Source organism: Bacillus sp. NTK074B, assembly GCF_017303375.1.
Taxonomy (GTDB): Bacteria; Bacillota; Bacilli; order Bacillales; family Bacillaceae_B; genus Rossellomorea.
The window spans coordinates 208,200-227,486 of the sequence record NZ_JAFKOH010000001.1; the positions used below are offsets into that span (position 1 = coordinate 208,200).

Below are 19,287 nucleotides of genomic sequence, written 5' to 3' on the forward strand. Positions count from 1 at the left end.
GTCACCCTCTATCCTAGGAATAATTCATAGTTTGTCTTCTCTTTCAAACAATGTAAAGCCCTCTCCCTATCTTCCGATGTTTGAAAGCTGATCACCAATACTCCGTATATATCTTCCCGCGTTTCCATGATTCTGATATTCGTTAAGCTTATTTTTTTCTGCGCCAGGTAGCCAGTCACTTCTGAAATAACCCCCGGATAATCAGGGACATCCACAAATAGATCGTAGAACGACGGTATGGCTCCTTTTTCCAAAATGGGGAGGTCATCACGGAAGTTCTTTGCATCATTAAAGTAGTCGTAAATTCTTTGTTCGTCATTCATTTCCACTAAAGACGCTACTTCCTCCATTTCAAGCTTCCACTCTTCAAGGAGGGAAAGTAAGACTCCTCTGTTTTGAATGGTGATATCTTTCCACATTGTCGGGTTCGATGATGCAATACGCGTAATATCACGAAAGCCTCCAGCTGCGAGCCTCCTTAAATAAGGATGTGAAGCGGAAGAAACCTTTGCCCGATGAACGAGGGAAGCCGCAATGATATGTGGAAAGTGGCTGATAATGCCCGTCAGTTCATCATGTTCACCTGGTTCCACAATCAAAAATTTAGCATGCGTTCCTTTTAGCCACTCTTGAAGCTCCCTCACATTTTCCCCAGCTGTACCTGAACCGGGAGTGAGCATATAAAAGGCGTTTTCAAATAAGATCTCTTTCGCAGCTGCCACCCCACTCTTATGGGAACCAGCCATAGGGTGCCCTCCGATAAATTGAATTCCTTTTCTGGTCAGCAATTCCGATTTTTTCATGATCGGTTCTTTGGTACTGCCTGTATCTGTAATCAATACGTCTTCTTTCAATGAAAACGCCTCAAATTGCTCAATGATTTTTTCTGTCTGAAATACAGGGGTAGAGAGAATAATGAGATCCGCTTGCTCGGCAGCATGTTGTAGAGATTGAGACATTTCATCAATGAACCCTAAAGATCTACCCAATCTTAGTTCTTTATGATTTACATCATGGCCAATGATCTTGGCATTTGGATGTTCTTTTTTTATACAAAGGGCAAGAGATCCCCCAATCAACCCCATGCCTATGATCAGCACTGTTCCATTCATCGTTGTCCCTCCAATATCCTATTTAAAAAAAGCCGGAATGGGCTAACCCCACCCGACCTTTTATCATACGCGCTTTTGAAGGGTAAGAAACTCCTTCATTTTATCGATGACTTCTTCATTTTGTTCATGTGATCCAACCGTCACCCTTACAGAATGAGGGAAACCTAAGGCTTCTCCCGACCTCACGATATATCCCTTGCTCATTAAGTATTGAAATACTTCATCTCCACTCACTCCGAAGTCGATCAATACGAAGTTCGCCTGGGAAGGTACATAATCGAGTCCCTCTTCCTCACAGAATCGGTAGTACTGCTCCAGTCCTTTCCGGTTATGGATTCTGCACTCCTCAATGAATGCCTGATCTTCAATGGCAGCTGAAGCGGCTCCTTGAGCCAGTGTATTATTATTGAAAGGTTCTCGGATCGGCTCCAGCTTCCCGATTACTTCTTCGCTCCCAATCCCGAATCCCACCCTGAATCCGGCTAATCCGTATGCTTTCGAAAACGTACGTGTGATCAATAATTGAGGATAGGATTTCAATAATTCCAATGAATCATAATAATCATCCGCCACTACATACTCATAATAGGCCTCATCGAGAACAACAAGGACATGCGGAGGGACAGCATTCAAAAACGAAATGAGTTCCCCGTTTCGAATATATTCCCCTGTTGGATTATTTGGTGAACATAACCAGACCACAGCAGTGGTGTCATCAATCTCTTCAAGCATCTTGACTAATTGATGCCTGCCCGAAGGATCCAGTGGAACCTCACGGATTTCTGCTCCTTCTACAATGGCATTGTGCTTATATTGAGGGAACGTAGGGGTTGCCATCACAGTGTTCTTCCCTTCGCCCAATAATGCCCTGGAAATGATTTCTATGACTTCATCCGATCCGTTCCCGAACAATAACTGTCCAGGCTCCACAGATAAGTGTGCTGCTACTTTAAGACGCAGTTCCTTTGCATAACCGTCAGGATAGATTGCATGAGAAAGTGCATTCGTTTTAAGGAACGTTTCCACATTCATTGAGCAACCGAATGGATTTTCATTCGAAGCAAGCTTCACGACTTTCTCAAGGTTGAATAACTCTTTTACATCATCCATCGTTTTTCCTGGTTGGTAGGCTTTTAAGTTTTGAATCTGGGATTTCCACTTCATGTTTAACTTCCTTTCAGTCGTTTTCATTATGACGGCGAATCCTTTTTCAAGTCAGGACGGAGGCTGACTGCATTTTTCATATAAATATGTTGGACGTCACATTGAGGTTTCTGGGTATTATAATGAATCATTACCCTAATGCATAGAGGAAGTCCATGTGGCACCTCCAACTCTTGCATGCACATGACAGGGACATATTTCCACTCTTCAAACCCTCTTAATGCTTTGGCCGGAAATGCGCTTGTAATGTCATCTGTTGCAGAGATAAAAACAGACGCAACATGATCTGCCGTTATGTCATTATGTACTATCATTTCTTTTAAGAGACTTTCGGTTGAAAGGAGAATTTCCTTTTCACTATCCTGATCTGCTGTCGTTGCACCTCGAATTCCCCTGATCATACTGCCACTCTCCCTTTTCTCATGAAATTTTGTGATGATCCCCTTCAGGTGGGTTTACAGCTGTCGCATGAAATCATCCGCCCGTCTTAAATCCTTTTCTGCGACTTCTGCCATCAAAGGCTCTCCAATACCCTTCAATAACACGAAAACCGGCTTGCCGTTAAGGGACTTTTTATCACGTTTCATCCCTTCGTATAACATATCAAAAGAGATGCTTGTCGGAACCGTTAAGTTGTAACCAAGTGACTTGACCGACTGGATGAAAGAGTTCAAATCAAACACTAGTCCGGCATGCCGTTCACTAAGGAATAAGGCGAAAATCATCCCAATCATGACCGATTCACCATGGGTCCGATTTCCATATCCGCTTGCACTTTCAACTGCATGGCCATACGTATGACCGAAATTCAGGAAAGCACGGATATTTGACTCCCTCTCATCCTTTGATACAATCTCCCCCTTAACTTCTATTCCCTTCACAAGACATTCAGTCAAAAATTCTTTATCCAGAACCTCTGGCGATTTGAAGGATTGCATGATTTCGTTTAAGAACTCATAATCTGATAAAAAGGCATGCTTGATGACTTCAGCAAACCCGGACAGAACTTCCGTTTTCGGCAAACTGGAAAAGTAATGCAAATCAAAAAATACACCTTCCGGCTGATAAAAATGCCCCACCATATTCTTCCCAAGGGGATGGTTGATTGCCACTTTCCCCCCTACCGCACTGTCATGGGCGAGAATTGTTGTCGGTACACCGATAAATGGGATCCCCCTCATATAAGAAGATGCTACAAATCCTGCAAGGTCCCCGATAGCACCACCACCGAAGGCGACAAGGAGAGACTTACGGTCCACGTGATGTCGTAGACCATGTGTGACCGCCTCATCATATGTAGGAAAGCTTTTTGCTCTTTCCCCTTTAGGTGCTAGGTAAGTGGTTACGTCAAAGGACTGATCCAGCACCTCTGTGAAGGAACTTCCGTGAAGCTTGTATACTGCTTCATCGGCGATGATCCATACTTTCGATACATCTGGAAAAGACTCCTTAATAAATGAAACAATTTCATCCGTCATCCCCACCCCAATCTTCACTTCATATGTTTTAGAAGCAGTTTGAATGGTTACCTGTTTCATATCTTTAGTACTCCTTTGAGTCTTGGCGTTGTCTGGCAATATCTTGGCGAAGTCTCTCAAACTGATCACTGTTGAATTGATCCACAATGGCAGAAGCGAGTTCCCAAGCGACAACAGCTTCCGCTACTACGCTTGCAGCCGGTACGGCACAGCTGTCCGATCTCTCAATGCTTGCCTTGAATGGTTCTTTCGTTTCAATATCCACGCTTTGCAACGGCTTGTACAATGTAGGGATCGGCTTCATGACTCCTTTGACAGAGATCGGCATCCCCGTTGTCATTCCGCCTTCAAATCCGCCTAAACGATTCGTTTTCCGGAAGTACCCATTTTCCTCACTCCAAGCTATTTCATCATGGACTTCACTCCCGGGTTTTCTGGCCATTTCAAAGCCTAAACCGAATTCGACACCTTTGAAGGCATTGATGCTCATGACAGCCATGGCGATTTTCGCATCTAGTTTTCGATCGTAGTGAACATAGCTGCCTACTCCAGCCGGCATCCCTTCTACGATTACTTCGACAACTCCCCCAATGGAATCACCATTTTGCTTCGCTTCATCGATCAGATTCATCATTTTCTTTGCCGCTTCTTCATCCAGGCAGCGGACAGGCGATTCTTCAGTGATTTTCCTCAATTCATTGACTGAATCATAATGAAGCTTCTCAGCTTTGATGCCCCCGATTTCAAGAACATGACCGACAACTTCAATATCCAATAGTCTCAATAATTTCTTGGCAACAGCCCCTGCCGCCACTCTTACTGTCGTCTCCCTTGCCGAAGAGCGTTCAAGAACATTTCTCAGATCTCTATGTCCGTATTTCATTCCTCCCACGAGATCCGCGTGTCCCGGTCTTGGTCTTGAGATCTTTCTTTTCACCTCTTCTTCTCCACCCTCATCAAGAGGCTCGATCCCCATTACCTTCGTCCAATGAGTCCAGTCTTTATTTTCTACAACCAGGCCTAAAGGCGATCCAAGCGTAGACCCGTGTCTCACTCCGCCAACAATGGATGCTTGATCCTTTTCAATCTGCATTCTTCGTCCACGGCCATACCCTTTTTGTCTCCTGGCCAGGTTTTCATTTATATCTTCTGCCTCCAGTGGCATCCCAGCTGGAAGCCCTTCAATGATCGTTGTTAACTGTGGTCCATGTGATTCTCCGGATGTTAAGTACCTCATTTACTTTCCCCCTTCAACTCGCTAAAGAATTATGTACCAATATAACATAGATTTTATATTCATTCCTAGTCCTTATGTTTAAAAAATGTTCTAATATTCTATTTTCCTAAACGAAACTCTTCTCTATCTCATACAAGCGAGCGTGGTTGATTTCCGCTCCAGGTACTCGCCTTTTTGTGGGGGACAGCCGATGAGCCACCTTTGTCTCAATATCCAGCTGCGCGGCTACCACTTGAGGTCCTGTCCAGCTATTCCTGCAGGAGTCCAACACCTGTAGCGAAAATCGACTGTGGTTCATTACATTTTATCAGCATCAACTTTATTCCTTTTAGAATAAAAAACGATGCAAATTCTGCAATGTAATTGAATTCTCTTCTTTGAGTCGTCAAGAGTGAAGAAGTTATTCAAGATTTGCAGATTGACATCGTCATTGCTTATATTTTTTTGTAGAAAAATGTATCTTCTGTTTCGAAGCCGTATTGTGAGGGGTTGAAGATTTGCTCAGTACTACCTACAAAGAGGACGCCACCAGGCTTCAGTGCGGCATTGAACTTTTTATAGAGGAGGTTTTTCGCATCTTCTGTAAAATAAATCAGCACATTTCTGCATACGATCAAGTCGTATTTACCTTCAAATGGATCAGAGAGAAGGTTTTGCTGCTTAAAGGTTACGGTTCGTTTCACCTCATCCTTCAGTTTAAACAGCGGTCCTTCTTGGGTGAAAAAAATTTTTTTCATTTCTACCGGAATTTCAGTTAGCGACCTTTCCGGGTAGACCCCAATCCTGGCCCGTTGAAGGGCATTTTTGTCTATGTCTGTCGCCGTGATTGATCCGTTTGAAAGCGGGATAAACTTTGACAGCATCATGGAAAGTGTGTAGGGTTCTTCACCTGTGGAACACGCAGCGCTCCACACTTTAAATGATGCATTCCCTTTTAAAAGCCTCGGCAGAATTTTATTCTCCAATACTTCCCAACGCTTATAGTTGCGATAAAATTCTGAAACATTAATGGTCATCCGATCCAAAAATTCTTCCATTTGTTCGCTATCCCTGTTCAAGGCACTGAAGAATTCCTGAAAACTGCCGTATCCCTTTTTTTCAAAAAGGGCGGTTAACCTTCTCTTCATTTGAGCTTCTTTGTAAAGGGACAGATCGATTCCCGTCTTTCGTTTGATTCCTTGAATAAACTCACTATAGTCATTTGCCATAAGGATCCACACTCTCTCTGCTATGTATAAGGGTTTAACGCTATTATAGTATGTATATCGAACATTTTATTAAAAAGTTAAACCCAGGTCCATAGAAAAAAGCAAGCCGATACAAGTCGGCTTGCCTCTAAATGGAAAGGGTAAAGATATTAGTATACCCACTCATTCATTAACTTTGAATATTCAACCAGCTCTTCTTCTTTGAAAAACAAGCCGATTTCCCTTACAGCGCTTTCAGCAGAGTCGGATCCGTGGATGATATTCTTACCAACCGTCAAACCGAAATCACCGCGGATTGTACCAAGAGCAGCATCCTTTGGGTTCGTTGCCCCCATCATTCCACGAGCTGTCGTGATGACGTTTTCCCCTTGCCACACCATCGCAAATACGGGTCCAGAAGTAATGAAGTCAACCAATTCCCCAAAGAACGGTCTTTCTTTGTGTTCGCCGTAATGCTCTTCAGCAAGCTCGTTTGAAATGCTCATAAGCTTGGCACCGACTAATTGAAAGCCCTTTTTTTCAAAACGTGATACGATATCACCGATTAACCCTCTTTGTACGCCGTCCGGCTTTACCATTAAAAATGTCTTTTCCATCTTCCCCACTCCTAAATATGTATGTATGGAATCCATAAGGGCATCCCACGAAAATAGTAACACTGATTGGGGGTTTTGGCAACGTTTCCATTTTAAATTTTCTTAATATTTTCTCTTCCCTATAAAGTTTGCGATATTTTTAAGCGTCTTTTTTACCCGGTTATAGGGAAGATGATCCAGATCTTTCAATGCACGATCCAGATACATCCTGCTGAGGTCATGGGATCGTTCGATGGCATCAGTAGCCAGGATGGAAGAAATGATCTCTTTCATTTCTTCTGCCGTCGTATATTCCGTTACTTTTTCAATCTTGGATTTCAATTCCGGGATTTCCATGGCGTATAGGATAGGGAGTGTAATATTCCCCTGCCATAAGTCACTCCCAGCAGGTTTTCCCAATTCTTCCTCACTTGCAGTAAGATCTAATATATCATCGGTGATCTGAAAGCTCATTCCTACATTATAACCAAAGCGGTACAGACGCCTGTGGATTTCCTCGGGAGCACCTGACGAAATGGCACCAAGCTGGCAACTTACAGCAATAAGCAAAGCAGTCTTCCTTTTGATACGCAGGAGGTAATTCCGCAGATTTTGATCAAAACGATATTTATCCTCAATTTGTGCAATTTCTCCCTTACATAATTCCACCAGTGTGTGTGATAGAATCTGATGTGCTTCAGGGACTTTTATATGCGTCATATATTCAAGGGCCCGGGCAAAGATATAATCGCCTGTATACATTGCAATACGATTATCCCATTGGGCTTTAATAGTAGGTTTTCCCCTTCTCAGTTCTGCATCATCGATGACATCGTCATGCACGAGGGAAGCCATATGCATCAGCTCTAATGCTACCGCCACATTCTTCACACTATTAATGTCGTATTGTCCAAATTTTGCAGACAGCAAGACAAAAACCGGCCGAATCCTCTTCCCTCCTGCTTGAAGAAGGTGCAGAGATGCCTCTTGGAGAAGCTCTGACTCGGACTCAATCGCCACTTCCAGTTCCTTTTCTATTTCATCTATATCCGTTTTCAGAAACGAATACATCCTGTTTAGCTTCATAGTTAATCCACCTAATTTACGAATTTCTTACTTTATGCCGGAATGCATAGCGGCAACCCCGCCACTATATGGCTTCACATGTATATCTTTAAAGCCAGCTTTTCTGAACATTTCAGCAAGCTCCTTCATACCCGGGAAGTCCCTTGCAGATTCCTGCAGCCAAGAATATTCGTTAAAGCTCTTGGCAAAGATCTTTCCGAACAGGGGCATCACGAAACGGAAATATGCATAATACATCTGTTTGAATCCAAACATGGTCGGTTGAGAAGTTTCAAGACAAACCGCCATCCCACCAGGCTTCAGGACCCTGTTCATTTCCTTCAGTACGTGGAGATAGTCAGGCACATTTCGTAAGCCGAAGCCTATAGTTACATAATCGAACGTGTTATCGTCGAACGGAAGCTCCATTGCGTTCCCATGAATCAGTTCGATATTGTTTGTATGTTTAACCTTTTCTTGGCCGATTGAAAGCATATTTTGACTGAAATCAAGGCCAACCACTTGGCCTGAATCACCGACTTCTTTACCTATTGCCAATGTCCAGTCCGCGGTCCCACAGCAAACGTCAAGAGCTTTGGAACCAGGCTTCACACTCATATGCTTCATGGCATCTTTTCTCCACTTCTTATGCTGTTGGAAACTGATTACCGAATTCATCTTATCATAGTTGGAATAAATTTTTTCAAATACTCCATGGACTTTTTGTTCTTTCGACTGCTGCATGTCGTTTTACCCTTCTTCCGCGTATAGTTTGGTCATAGGTTCAGGTTCCACATAAGGTAAAAGCTCTACAATAAGCTTTTTAAAATAGGGCGTGACAGGCTCGATGGTCTCTATCTGTGATTGGACACTTCTCTTCGTCCGTTCAATGAGTTCATCAATTTGGGTGAGCAAATGTCCAGTCTGATCCTTAGTTAAATGTAAGGACGATTCCTTTTGGTCTGTGTGATTCGACAACGCGGAAAATGCGTTGATGAAGCTTGTATTCTGCGAATGTCTGAGACTGACTTTCTCCTGTACAAGTTTTTTGTAGAGAAGTGCCTCTTCCACGATCTCAATCCATTGATCATCTTCAAAGAAACGAAAAAAGTTAGAAATGATCGCCGATTCTCTTGTCTTCAATTTCTTCAGAAGTTCATCGAGGTTCTTAAATTCATCCTTATATATGGAAATTTTACTTTCATTTATTTCTTTAATCGCTTTCGCTAAATTCGAGATGAGTTCTACATCATCCGTTTCGGCAAGGATCTTATAATAAAGACTGCTAAAGTAAACACCTGCAAGTACCGTCAGCTGCCTTTCCTTCAACGGGTCACGCTCAGATATTGTAACCTTCTCATGGGTATCAAGGGCTATCTGCAATAACATGGCAGTCGAAATCCACTGTACAACTTCTTTACTGATCGCGCGTCCTTCGTTAACGAAAGGCATGAGCAGAAAATAAATCCTGTCCCGGTCAATATGCGGTTGATCGATGTATTCTTTCAGATAAGAGTGATGCAACTGCTCTTCTATGTATTGATGAATGATATTCGCTTGATGGTTACAATCAATGAATTTCATACCCTTTAATCCCCATTTCTACTATGTATCAGTCTAAAAATTTCAGCAATAGATATTATACCATAAATTCCTTAACAATAGGGAGCTCGAGTATCACCGGTAAGCTGATTATAACAAAGGGGACGACTACAAAGCCGAAACTTCTTAGTACGTCCCACCAACATTCTTCTCTATCAGCTAATAGCAGAATAGATGATTATTTCTTGTTATCACTTTCAACTTCGCCGTAACTGGTGACGATGGTTGCTTTCCCTCTTACTTTGATTGCAGATGTGTGGTCTGTAAATTGGGCAATCATGACTTCACCTTTGTCCAATTTCTCTGAATGATGGAATCGGGTGTCGGTGCCCCTTGTAAGTCCGATCACATTCACACCATCTTCAATGGCTTTAATGACAATATAATCATTTGAATTCATCAGTCGTCACTCCTAATTCTTTATAAAAGAAAGAACTTCGCTGCGTGCCTGAGAGTCTTCTTTGAACGTCCCTCTTACAGCTGTCGTCACTGTACTTGAGCCCGGCTTCTTCACACCCCTCATTGTCATACACATATGTTCCGCTTCAACGACCACCATGGCACCGTGAGGCAGGAGGGTTTCCATGATGGTATCCGCCACCGTGGAAGTGATTCTTTCTTGAAGCTGAGGGCGTTTAGCTACAGACTCAACGGCTCTTGCAAGTTTACTTAATCCGGCCACACGGCCATCTCTTGGAATATAAGCCACATGTGCTTTCCCGTAAAAAGGAACCAGATGATGCTCACACATTGAGTAAAATGGAATATCCTTCACAAGCACAAGCTCTTCATGTTCTTCGCTGAATATGGTTTCAAAGTATTCTTTCGGATCATGATCGAGCCCAGAGAAAACTTCTGCGTACATTTTCGCCACGCGCTTAGGCGTATCTAATAAACCTTCTCTATTAGGATTCTCTCCAATAGCTTCTAAAATTAATCGAACTGCTTCTTCTATTTGGCCGTGATTGACTTGTGCCATAACGTTGTCCTCCTAAAATAACTTAAAGAAATAGTAACATTGTTAATATTAGCACAAGCCTATAATGTCATCAAAGACTAGTGCTTTAGAAGTTTTATAATCATTTAAAACAATTGATAAAAGAAGAAACCTTCATACATAATTTTGAGAAGAACATTTCATACTATAAATGAAGAAACAAAAAAGGCCGCATAATTATGCGACCTTTTCGTTACGCTCAAAGTATGTAATTATTTTACAGCTTCTTTAAGCGCTTTACCTGGTTTGAAAGCAGGTACTTTGCTAGCTGAGATTTCGATCTCTTCACCTGTTTGTGGGTTGCGACCTTTACGGGCTGCACGCTCACGTACTTCGAAGTTACCGAATCCGATTAATTGTACTTTATCACCGTTTGCAAGTGAATTTTGAATTGTATCGAAAACAGCGTCAACCGCTTTAGTAGCGTCCTTCTTAGATAGCTCAGCAGCTTCTGCAACAGCATTGATTAGTTCTGTCTTATTCATGCCATTCACCTCCTCCCAAGGAAATGTCTCAGTCATGATTCATTTACTTTAATATCATTAGTAAACAACTTTAGCGAATTCTATACATAAAGTATAGAAAAAATGCTTGAAAACGTTGCTGAATCAATATTCAACAACAATTCTGTTAAAAGATTATCACAATAGATTGACCTTAGCAAGAACAAATCAAGAAATAATGGGAATCTTTTCTTATTTGAAACATAAATGTAATAGAATCACCCGTTAGCCCTTTATCCTTGCACTCTATTCAACCTATCACTTCTTTCGAATGACTGCAACTGATACCCTCTCTTCTTCATGTACTCTATCTAACTTCCCAACCTTGGAATCCCTTAAACATCACTACCCTGATTTCCAACCCTAATGCATAGGAACAATTTGTATTGACAATCCGGCAAACCTATACATATCAAGCCTTTCACCCTTATTCACAAGTGCAGGAACCTGATTCGTTCCAATTTAAAAATAATAAATATACATTCTGAATTGGGGTAATTCTAATCGATTCCCAGAAAAAACCATTCAGTTCCTGATAAATGAAGAGGGACACAATAGAGTCCCAATAAAAAAAGACCCTCCTAAGAAGGTCAAGATCATTTATAATATGATGGCGATCAATCCACCCGATCCTTCGTTGATGATTCTTTCCAGCGTATCTTTGAGTTTATATCTGGCATTTTCAGGCATCAGGGATAGTTTCGCCTGTATTCCTTCTCTTACGATGGAACTTAAACTTCTGCCGAAAATGTCGGAATTCCAAATGGATAATGGATCATCTTCAAAATCCTGCATCAGATAACGCACCAGTTCTTCGCTTTGCTTTTCTGTTCCGATGATCGGCTCGAACTTTGACTGTACATCCACTTTGATCATGTGAATCGATGGAGCAACGGCTTTTAAGCTGACCCCGAATCTGGCACCCTGCCTGATGATTTCCGGTTCATCGAGGCTCATATCATTCAATGAAGGAGCCGCTATACCATACCCTGTCTGCTTAACCATTCTTAACGCGTCGGAGATTTGGTCATATTCCGCTTTCGCATGGGCGAAATCCTGCATTAATTCCAGAAGGTGATCTTTCCCTCGAATTTCCACCCCTACAATTTCTTTCAGGACTTCATCATACAGTTCATCAGGGGCGTACAAGTCGATTTCAGCAATCCCCTGACCCATATCAATACCGGCAAGTCCCGCCCGTTCGATATGATCGTATTCACTGAAGTAATGGACAACACGATCCACATCTCGGAGCCGTTTTATATCTTTAACCGTTTCCTTCACGGCTTCCTGATAGTTTTGTCTTAGCCAATGCTCTTCTTTTAGTACCATTACCCAGCTTGGGAGATTGACATTCACCTCAAGTACCGGGAATTCAAATAGCGCTTCTCTCAGGACATTCAGTACATCAGAGTCCCTCATACTCTCTACACTCATGGCGAGGACAGGGATGTCATATTTATCTTGAAGCTTCACTCTTAAATCTTCCGTTTCAGGTGCATGTGGTCTTGCTGAGTTGATGACCATGATGAAAGGTTTGCCTACTTCTTTCAGCTCTTCAATGACCCTTTCTTCTGCCTCAATGTAGTCCCCTCTGCCAATTTCTCCTATGGAGCCGTCTGTGGTCACAACAACTCCGATCGTAGAGTGTTCCTGGATGACTTTCCGCGTGCCGATCTCGGCTGCTTCATGGAATGGAATAGGCTCTTCATACCATGGCGTATTGATCATCCGCGGTCCATTTTCATCCTCGTATCCCTTTGCGCCAGGGACCGTATATCCTACACAATCTACCAATCTAATATTCACTTCGAGTCCTTCATCTACGTGAACAGAGATGGCTTGATTCGGAACAAATTTAGGTTCAGTCGTCATGATGGTCCTTCCCGCTGCACTTTGCGGTAACTCATCCTGCGCTCTTGCACGCTCTGATTCGCTTGCGATGTTAGGAAGGACGACAAGTTCCATGAACTTCTTGATGAATGTTGATTTTCCTGTTCTTACTGCTCCTACCACACCTAAATAGATATCTCCGCCAGTTCTTTCGGCAATGTCTTTAAATAGATCGACTCTTTCCAAGAGATTCCCTCCCATCTTATATTCCAGGGATGTTTCATCCGTGTATTCTGTGTCTCACATTCTATAGTTATGATGTTGTCCCACTGACTTATGACTATTAATATGCTTTTTTTCCCCCCTTATGATTAAAAGTGAAAAATTTATTATGTCTTAAGCATTTATGATCATTTGTTTTGATGAAATAACCCTATAAAGGATGACATAAAAATAATAACCCTTCCCTTACAATATATTTTGCAAGAAAAGGGTTATGCCTATTTTGTCATAAAGACAGGTTCGTTATTTTCATCTACCGTGTAAGGTAATGAGTACGCAGGGACAAAAAAGGAGCCTTCCACTAGCAGTTTCCTTATATCCTCCCCTTTATTGAACCGTTGATCTTTGGGTTTGAGTTTTTCAAATAGGTCCATGGAATAATCCACAAAAATGTCTCCATCCCCATTAATGACAAGGGGAAGATTTTTATTTGAATATGGGCTGTTCACGTACACTTCACTCTCATACCCAAGCTCCTTATAATTCAATGTATAGACATTATTTGCTACTTCCTCTTTAAATGGCGGATAATCCTGAGCCTGAATCCTGATTTTCAACTCCCTGATTTGTTCTGCCATTCGAAGATCGAATATCTTCACCTTCGGATCTTCTTCCACATCTACGAGGACATATTGAAATATCCCTCCGTTTTCAAACGCATTCCCAGGGATTTCAGGTAAGTATTGTGGTGATAATTTTCTGAAATCAATCGGATATTTCTGATAAATCGGAGTCTCCTGATCTCTCGTCTTGATCGGAAGCAGGCCGCCTTTATCTTTCTGATAGGTTTCTACTGCATCTTGTACAGCCTTCACCTGGGTTTCATATGGAATCTGATTCTGACTCAACTCTTCGTCCGGATACAAACAACCGGAAAGCAGACTCATCGTTACAATGAGAAGAAATGCTGTTATACCTATGCGCTTCAATCTAAAACGTCCTTTCAATCGGGCGGATCCTAGTTGGTGGGTCCGCTGAATACTATATAAACCATCATGAGGCCACCAGCGATCATCAGTATGTAAGCCATGAAAGCTGTAATAAAACGCAGGAATTTCTGCTTAATCTTGTACCTGCTGAAATAAATCGATAATATGGCAAAAAACATGAACCCCATCGATGCAAATGAAATCCACATCTTCGTCATTGAATCCAAAGTACATCCCTCCTGTTATCGAATGTATTATATCATAAGATTTTCACTAAAGAATAGAAAAGAATGGTTGTTCATGAATCTGCTACAAACCATGTAGTTCATCACTATGTGCATAAACAAAAAAATCTCCTTGAGCGTTTAAACAAAATCGTTAAAACACTCGAAGGAGTTCTTAATAAGGGAGACCTACCCATCCATAGGCAAAGCTAAAGCTGTAGCTGTATATATTCATGACAGTGTATGCAGAAGCATCAACGTTCGCATCCTCGAATGCCCATAATCGGAGGATTTATTCTGCTTTTATCATAAATCCCTTTTGGATGTCTTCCCTTTCATTTCAAAATCAGTTTAACCGTTCACCAAGAATATTTACCAGATCTTCCATTTCATTGGTTTTCACTCGACCCATTAAATGGTCCACCGCTTCTTTCGCTTCAACTTTATTGAAAAGGACATCATAAAGCGCGTCTGTTATCGGCATCTTCACTTCGAATTTTCTTGCCAGTTGGTGTGCCGCTTTTGTCGTCCTTACGCCTTCTACAACCATTCCCATGTTGGCAAGGACCTCATCAAGATTATGGCCCTTCCCTAGCATATTACCGGCTCTCCAGTTTCTAGAGTGAACACTTGTACACGTAACGATAAGATCGCCTATACCGGTCAGGCCTGAAAATGTTAATGGATTTGCCCCCATTTTCGTTCCAAGGCGAGCTATTTCTGCAAGTCCGCGAGTGATCAGGGCCGCTTTGGCATTATCTCCGTAGCCCAGTCCATCAGTAATTCCTGCAGCGAGGGCGATGATGTTCTTTAACGCACCTCCAATTTCAACCCCGAGAATATCAGGATTCGTATACACACGGAAATTCATGTTCATGAACAGGTCCTGAACTTCTTCAGCAGCCTTCATATCCTTTGAAGATACGGTCACAGTCGTGGGGTGCCTTAAGCTCACTTCTTCAGCATGACTCGGTCCTGATAATACCACTACTGTATGTAGATTCCCGGGTGCCATTTCATCCTCGATCAATTCCGAAATCCTGAGGAGGGAATCGGGCTCGATTCCTTTACTCACATGTACTACAGTCAACGGTTCACTTTGAACCTCTTGAATTTGTCCGAGAACGGAACGGATCGCTTTCGTAGGAACGGCAAGAATGATGGTGTCCACCCCAACGAGTGATTCCCCAAGATCGTGATAACCTATTATGGACTCTGGAAGTTCGATTCCTTTCAGATACTTTTGATTGGTATGCTGAGTGTTGATTTCCTTGATCTGCTCTTTCTTGTGGCCCCATAACCTGACTTCCAATCCATTATCAGCAAGAACCATCGCGAGAGCCGTACCCCAGCTTCCCGCTCCGACAACCGTTACGTTTTTTGAACTTTTCATTTTTTACACCCACCTTATTATTTTCTAGCTCGGGCAATAATACGAATAGGAGTTCCTTCAAATCCAAATGCATCCCGTATTCTGTTTTCCAAGAATCGTTCATAAGAGAAGTGCATCAATTCTGGATCATTGACAAAAACGACGAATGTAGGTGGCTTTACAGCTACTTGTGTCGCGTAATAAATTCTGAGTCTCTTACCATTATCCGTCGGTGTCGGATTCATTGCAACCGCATCCATGACCACTTCGTTCAACACGCTTGATTGAACACGCATGGCGTGATTTTCACTTGCCGTATTAATGATCGGCAGCAAGGTATGAATACGTTTCTTTGTTTTCGCAGAAAGAAAAACGATAGGAGCATAGTCAAGGAATTGAAAATGCTCACGGATATTCTTTTCCCATTTGTTCATGGTTTTCTCGTCTTTTTCTACGGCATCCCACTTATTCACAACAATCACCACTGCACGGCCGGCATCGTGGGCATACCCTGCGATTTTCTTATCCTGCTCAATAATGCCCTCTTCACCGTCGATGACGGATAGGACGACATCTGAACGCTCAATTGCTCTCAGGGCTCTCAGAACGCTATATTTTTCAGTGGTTTCATACACTTTCCCTTTTTTCCTCATACCAGCTGTGTCAATGATGACATAATCTTGCCCATCATACGTATAGGAAGAATCAATCGCATCCCTTGTGGTTCCCGCAACATTACTTACAATGACACGGTCTTCCCCCAATAAGGCGTTGACTAATGAAGATTTCCCAACATTTGGACGACCGATCAAAGAAAATTTTATCACATCTTCAGCATAGTCCTCTTCCTCTTCATGCTTGAAGTTCTTAACAACTTCGTCGAGAAGATCTCCCAAACCAAGACCATGTGAACCTGAAATTGGATATGGCTCTCCAAATCCCAGGGAATAAAAATCATAAATCATTTCTCTCATTTCCGGGTTATCGATTTTATTTATCCCCAGAACGACCGGTTTTTTGGAGCGATAAAGGATCTTGGCTACAATTTCATCCGCTGCCGTTACTCCTTCACGACCATTCGTTAAGAATACGATGACGTCAGCTTCATCTATGGCAATTTCAGCCTGCTGTCTGATTTGATCCAGGAAAGGTTCATTCCCTAGTTCAATCCCACCTGTATCGATGATATTAAATTCATGCGTAAGCCACTCTGCAGAACTATATATACGGTCTCTTGTTACACCAGGTACGTCTTCAACTATTGATATTCTTTCTCCAACAATTCTATTAAAGATCGTGGACTTCCCAACGTTCGGACGCCCTACGATTGCTACTACTGGTTTTGTCACATTATTCACCCTTTCTGTAAGAAGTTGTCCTCTCTTACATTTCCTCTTTTTAAGCCTTTTCAGGTCTAGCATTGACTATGCATAAGAAGGACTGGCCCTTAAGGTATTGTTTCCTTATGGGACAGTCCCCTAACTTTACTATTTTATCAGTAAAAGAATAAACTGGCAATCAATGTTTTACAATGATGAAAAGTCCCTCATCAATTTCATGTGCAATCCCATCGAGAATAGCCTCTAAGTTCGCACAAATTTTTTGTAATTCCTCGTCTGTCTTGCAATAAAAGACACTTGTACCAGTTGGCACTTTTTCAGGTGTGGTCGTCACGGTTGCCAGGATAAATTTCTGTATGGTTGTACTCATTTTAATTTACTCCCCTCCTGATTCGCTTTCGACTCAGACGGCATCCTGATGGCATTCTCCAGGGTCGGAACCTGCCCAAGAATGGCAATCGCTTTCTCTACGTCCTTTCTCTGAGGCAGGACAAAAACCCCGACTCTTCCATCATCTAAATCTCTCTTGGCAAGAGGTGTTAATGCAGGAGTCCCCGAGTCTTTAAAGATTCCCAGGGAGGTGGACATATCATGGAGAATGGCCTGCCGTTGACCAAGATTGGCAAGTGTCGACCTTGCATCGAAAGATTTTGGTGAAAGGATAAAACCCATCCCATATCGTAAAATCTCTTCCTGTCTGACTTTAAGACCGATGTTCATGATATAAATGTTATCTACATACAGACCGGCACCATCAAAATGAGGCTTTACATATTCAATATCAACTATATCCTTCAACCGGCCACCTGCCATCAATTTATGAGCAAGGACCATACAAATCACACTAATTCCTATGGCTGCATATATGTTTAAAACAATATACGCAATCGTTGCCAGAAGTGAGGTAAAGATGACTAAGTAATTTCTACTTTCAAATGCGATGGCAATTCCCTCAATATAGGTGGCACCTCTTGGGACCAGCTCGTAAGCATCCAACTCCGTCAACGTGTTTCTTTCCATATTTCTTACATCACGAAATTGAGATGCCGCAACCGTAAGAAACGTAATCGCAGTGAAGTTCTCTTCCAATAATGCTGGAATTGCGATGGTGCCTAAGCCCGCTGCAATAAACCCAAGGGCGATATGTATGATCTTCCCGTGCAGATACGTTGGATATTGGCGATAGTCCGTGCGGAGCATATAAATTCTCGTCAAAGTTCCTACAACCACGCCAAAGATCACCGGATACACATAGACATTCATAGATTCTTCATTTCCCCCTTATTTGTTTCAGTCTTGAAGTAAACGAACTGATTTAACTCTTCTACTGCCTTCAATGCCAGCAGCAGCCCTATGGATAAGGCAACTATATCCAGATACTCAGGACCACCTAACGAATAAGAAAATCCAACTTTGTATAATGGGATGCCCAGGAAAAAATCACCAATCACACTGCTTCCACCTATTGCAATGATACGAAGCTGGTAAAGGGAAGAATGACTGTAAAAAAAGAAACTTACCAACACAAAGGATAGTGAAATGATAAAATCCCGATCCACAAACATGAGGACAGGGTCATAAATAGAAAGTAAACCAATTCCCCCATAAATCATTCCCATCGTCATGACAACGACCAACATATATAACTTTTGCTTCAAGCTTAATTTTCTTATGTAAAGAATACAAATAAGTGCAAGTACAATAATAGGAAGTGCCACTTCGAAAGGTCCTATCTTCAACCCATATGGAAAAACACAAATCAGCACTAAACATATAAAAGATAGCTGAAAACGGTCAGGATGAGACTTTCTAAGTAAAAACGTTGTATAAGTCCATATCCCCCAAAGCAACCACAAATAGAAAACTCCATCCATAAACAATCTCCCCCTCTATTATCTACATTATGGAAAATCTTTATGTATCTCATTCATGTATGAATAAACTTTTCAAAGAAAAAATAAAAAAGGGAGGTGTTTTTCAAATGGGTAAAGATCGCCAAGAAAAAAAACTTAAACAAAGTAAACGAGTCGAATCAGACCGAGACCAAGGCTCACACTACAACGGAGCCACCAGCCTCGAAGGACCAGAAAGACCTAAAAATCGACAGAGGTAACACTAAAAGCGGAGGCGGCTTGGGCTGGCCCGACAAGCATAAGGCAAACAAACCGGAAAGGCGTTCTTTGCCTTTTTGGATTGTTTGCCTTATGACCTCGAGGGACTAGCCGCCGTAGCTGGACAACACTTAAAGGGAATGCCGCTTGGGAAGGACGGACAAGAATACAGGCTAAAAGGTACAAAATTTATTATTCCAGCCGAAATGGTAAGAAATCCGGCTGCTTTGAGAAACATGGAAACAGCAAAAAAAG

The 19,287-nt window shown here is 42.1% G+C and carries 22 protein-coding genes; 1 reads left to right on the top strand and 21 read right to left on the bottom strand.

The genetic code is table 11. From position 1 onward, the window contains the following. Positions 1 to 8: 8 nt before the first annotated feature. The 21 genes from JI667_RS01150 to JI667_RS24075 form a co-directional block, all read right to left on the bottom strand. The gene (locus JI667_RS01150) at positions 9 to 1,112 is read right to left on the bottom strand and encodes a prephenate dehydrogenase (RefSeq protein WP_206849272.1); all 1,104 of its coding nucleotides are present in this window, start codon (positions 1,110 to 1,112) and stop codon (positions 9 to 11) included. Positions 1,113 to 1,175: 63 nt separating this feature from the next. Then, positions 1,176 to 2,276, bottom strand: coding sequence for a histidinol-phosphate transaminase (gene hisC / locus JI667_RS01155; RefSeq protein WP_206849275.1), 1,101 nt, complete (start codon positions 2,274 to 2,276; stop codon positions 1,176 to 1,178). A gap of 26 nt (positions 2,277 to 2,302) precedes the next feature. Continuing rightward, a complete protein-coding gene (gene aroH, locus JI667_RS01160) occupies positions 2,303 to 2,677 on the bottom strand; it encodes a chorismate mutase (protein WP_206849276.1) in 375 nt (124 codons plus the stop codon). Between the two features lie 54 nt (positions 2,678 to 2,731). Further along, complete coding sequence (gene aroB / locus JI667_RS01165; protein WP_206849278.1) at positions 2,732 to 3,814, bottom strand: 3-dehydroquinate synthase; 1,083 nt, start codon at positions 3,812 to 3,814, stop codon at positions 2,732 to 2,734. Between the two features lie 4 nt (positions 3,815 to 3,818). Beyond that, complete coding sequence (gene aroC / locus JI667_RS01170; protein ID WP_206849289.1) at positions 3,819 to 4,991, bottom strand: chorismate synthase; 1,173 nt, start codon at positions 4,989 to 4,991, stop codon at positions 3,819 to 3,821. 434 nt (positions 4,992 to 5,425) lie between these two features. Beyond that, positions 5,426 to 6,199, bottom strand: a complete 774-nt coding sequence (locus tag JI667_RS01175; RefSeq protein ID WP_206849291.1) for a CheR family methyltransferase — start codon at positions 6,197 to 6,199, stop codon at positions 5,426 to 5,428. 149 nt (positions 6,200 to 6,348) lie between these two features. Then, the gene (ndk, locus tag JI667_RS01180; protein ID WP_034758349.1) at positions 6,349 to 6,795 is read right to left on the bottom strand and encodes a nucleoside-diphosphate kinase; all 447 of its coding nucleotides are present in this window, start codon (positions 6,793 to 6,795) and stop codon (positions 6,349 to 6,351) included. A 102-nt stretch (positions 6,796 to 6,897) separates the two neighbouring features. Next, positions 6,898 to 7,860, bottom strand: a complete 963-nt coding sequence (gene hepT / locus JI667_RS01185; protein ID WP_206849293.1) for a heptaprenyl diphosphate synthase component II — start codon at positions 7,858 to 7,860, stop codon at positions 6,898 to 6,900. Positions 7,861 to 7,887: 27 nt separating this feature from the next. Then, positions 7,888 to 8,583 (bottom strand): demethylmenaquinone methyltransferase, encoded by a 696-nt coding sequence (locus tag JI667_RS01190; RefSeq protein ID WP_206849295.1) that lies wholly within the window; start codon positions 8,581 to 8,583, stop codon positions 7,888 to 7,890. A 6-nt stretch (positions 8,584 to 8,589) separates the two neighbouring features. Beyond that, entirely contained in the window at positions 8,590 to 9,423 is an 834-nt protein-coding gene (locus tag JI667_RS01195) for a heptaprenyl diphosphate synthase component 1 (protein ID WP_206849305.1), read from the bottom strand. Between the two features lie 196 nt (positions 9,424 to 9,619). Then, on the bottom strand, positions 9,620 to 9,841 hold the full coding sequence (gene mtrB / locus JI667_RS01200) for a trp RNA-binding attenuation protein MtrB (RefSeq protein ID WP_034758340.1): 222 nt from the start codon (positions 9,839 to 9,841) through the stop codon (positions 9,620 to 9,622). A gap of 12 nt (positions 9,842 to 9,853) precedes the next feature. Continuing rightward, entirely contained in the window at positions 9,854 to 10,420 is a 567-nt protein-coding gene (gene folE / locus JI667_RS01205; RefSeq protein ID WP_206849306.1) for a GTP cyclohydrolase I FolE, read from the bottom strand. Positions 10,421 to 10,650: 230 nt separating this feature from the next. Further along, a complete protein-coding gene (locus tag JI667_RS01210; protein WP_034758336.1) occupies positions 10,651 to 10,923 on the bottom strand; it encodes an HU family DNA-binding protein in 273 nt (90 codons plus the stop codon). A gap of 618 nt (positions 10,924 to 11,541) precedes the next feature. After that, positions 11,542 to 13,020, bottom strand: coding sequence for a stage IV sporulation protein A (gene spoIVA / locus JI667_RS01215; RefSeq protein WP_206849316.1), 1,479 nt, complete (start codon positions 13,018 to 13,020; stop codon positions 11,542 to 11,544). A 254-nt stretch (positions 13,021 to 13,274) separates the two neighbouring features. After that, on the bottom strand, positions 13,275 to 13,985 hold the full coding sequence (locus tag JI667_RS01220; RefSeq protein WP_244668161.1) for a hypothetical protein: 711 nt from the start codon (positions 13,983 to 13,985) through the stop codon (positions 13,275 to 13,277). Between the two features lie 29 nt (positions 13,986 to 14,014). Further along, positions 14,015 to 14,203 carry a DUF2768 domain-containing protein gene (locus JI667_RS01225; protein ID WP_206850475.1) on the bottom strand — a complete coding sequence of 63 codons (189 nt, stop codon included), beginning with the start codon at positions 14,201 to 14,203 and terminating at the stop codon, positions 14,015 to 14,017. A 352-nt stretch (positions 14,204 to 14,555) separates the two neighbouring features. Then, positions 14,556 to 15,602 carry an NAD(P)H-dependent glycerol-3-phosphate dehydrogenase gene (locus tag JI667_RS01230; RefSeq protein WP_206849318.1) on the bottom strand — a complete coding sequence of 349 codons (1,047 nt, stop codon included), beginning with the start codon at positions 15,600 to 15,602 and terminating at the stop codon, positions 14,556 to 14,558. A 17-nt stretch (positions 15,603 to 15,619) separates the two neighbouring features. Continuing rightward, positions 15,620 to 16,930: a ribosome biogenesis GTPase Der gene (der, locus tag JI667_RS01235; RefSeq protein WP_206849321.1), complete on the bottom strand. Its 1,311-nt coding sequence runs from the start codon at positions 16,928 to 16,930 to the stop codon at positions 15,620 to 15,622. A gap of 169 nt (positions 16,931 to 17,099) precedes the next feature. Beyond that, on the bottom strand, positions 17,100 to 17,291 hold the full coding sequence (locus JI667_RS01240) for a capping complex subunit for YIEGIA (protein ID WP_206849328.1): 192 nt from the start codon (positions 17,289 to 17,291) through the stop codon (positions 17,100 to 17,102). After that, entirely contained in the window at positions 17,288 to 18,184 is an 897-nt protein-coding gene (locus JI667_RS01245) for a YIEGIA family protein (RefSeq protein ID WP_206849330.1), read from the bottom strand. Before JI667_RS01245 ends, JI667_RS01240 begins: the two co-directional genes overlap by 4 nt. Further along, on the bottom strand, positions 18,181 to 18,795 hold the full coding sequence (locus tag JI667_RS24075; RefSeq protein ID WP_422652898.1) for a YphA family membrane protein: 615 nt from the start codon (positions 18,793 to 18,795) through the stop codon (positions 18,181 to 18,183). The genes JI667_RS01245 and JI667_RS24075 overlap by 4 nt, the downstream gene beginning before the upstream one ends. A 107-nt stretch (positions 18,796 to 18,902) precedes the next feature. Between JI667_RS24075 and JI667_RS01255 the strand changes: the two genes are divergently transcribed. Further along, a complete protein-coding gene (locus JI667_RS01255; protein WP_206849334.1) occupies positions 18,903 to 19,034 on the top strand; it encodes a YpzI family protein in 132 nt (43 codons plus the stop codon). The last annotated feature ends 253 nt before the right edge of the window (positions 19,035 to 19,287 follow it).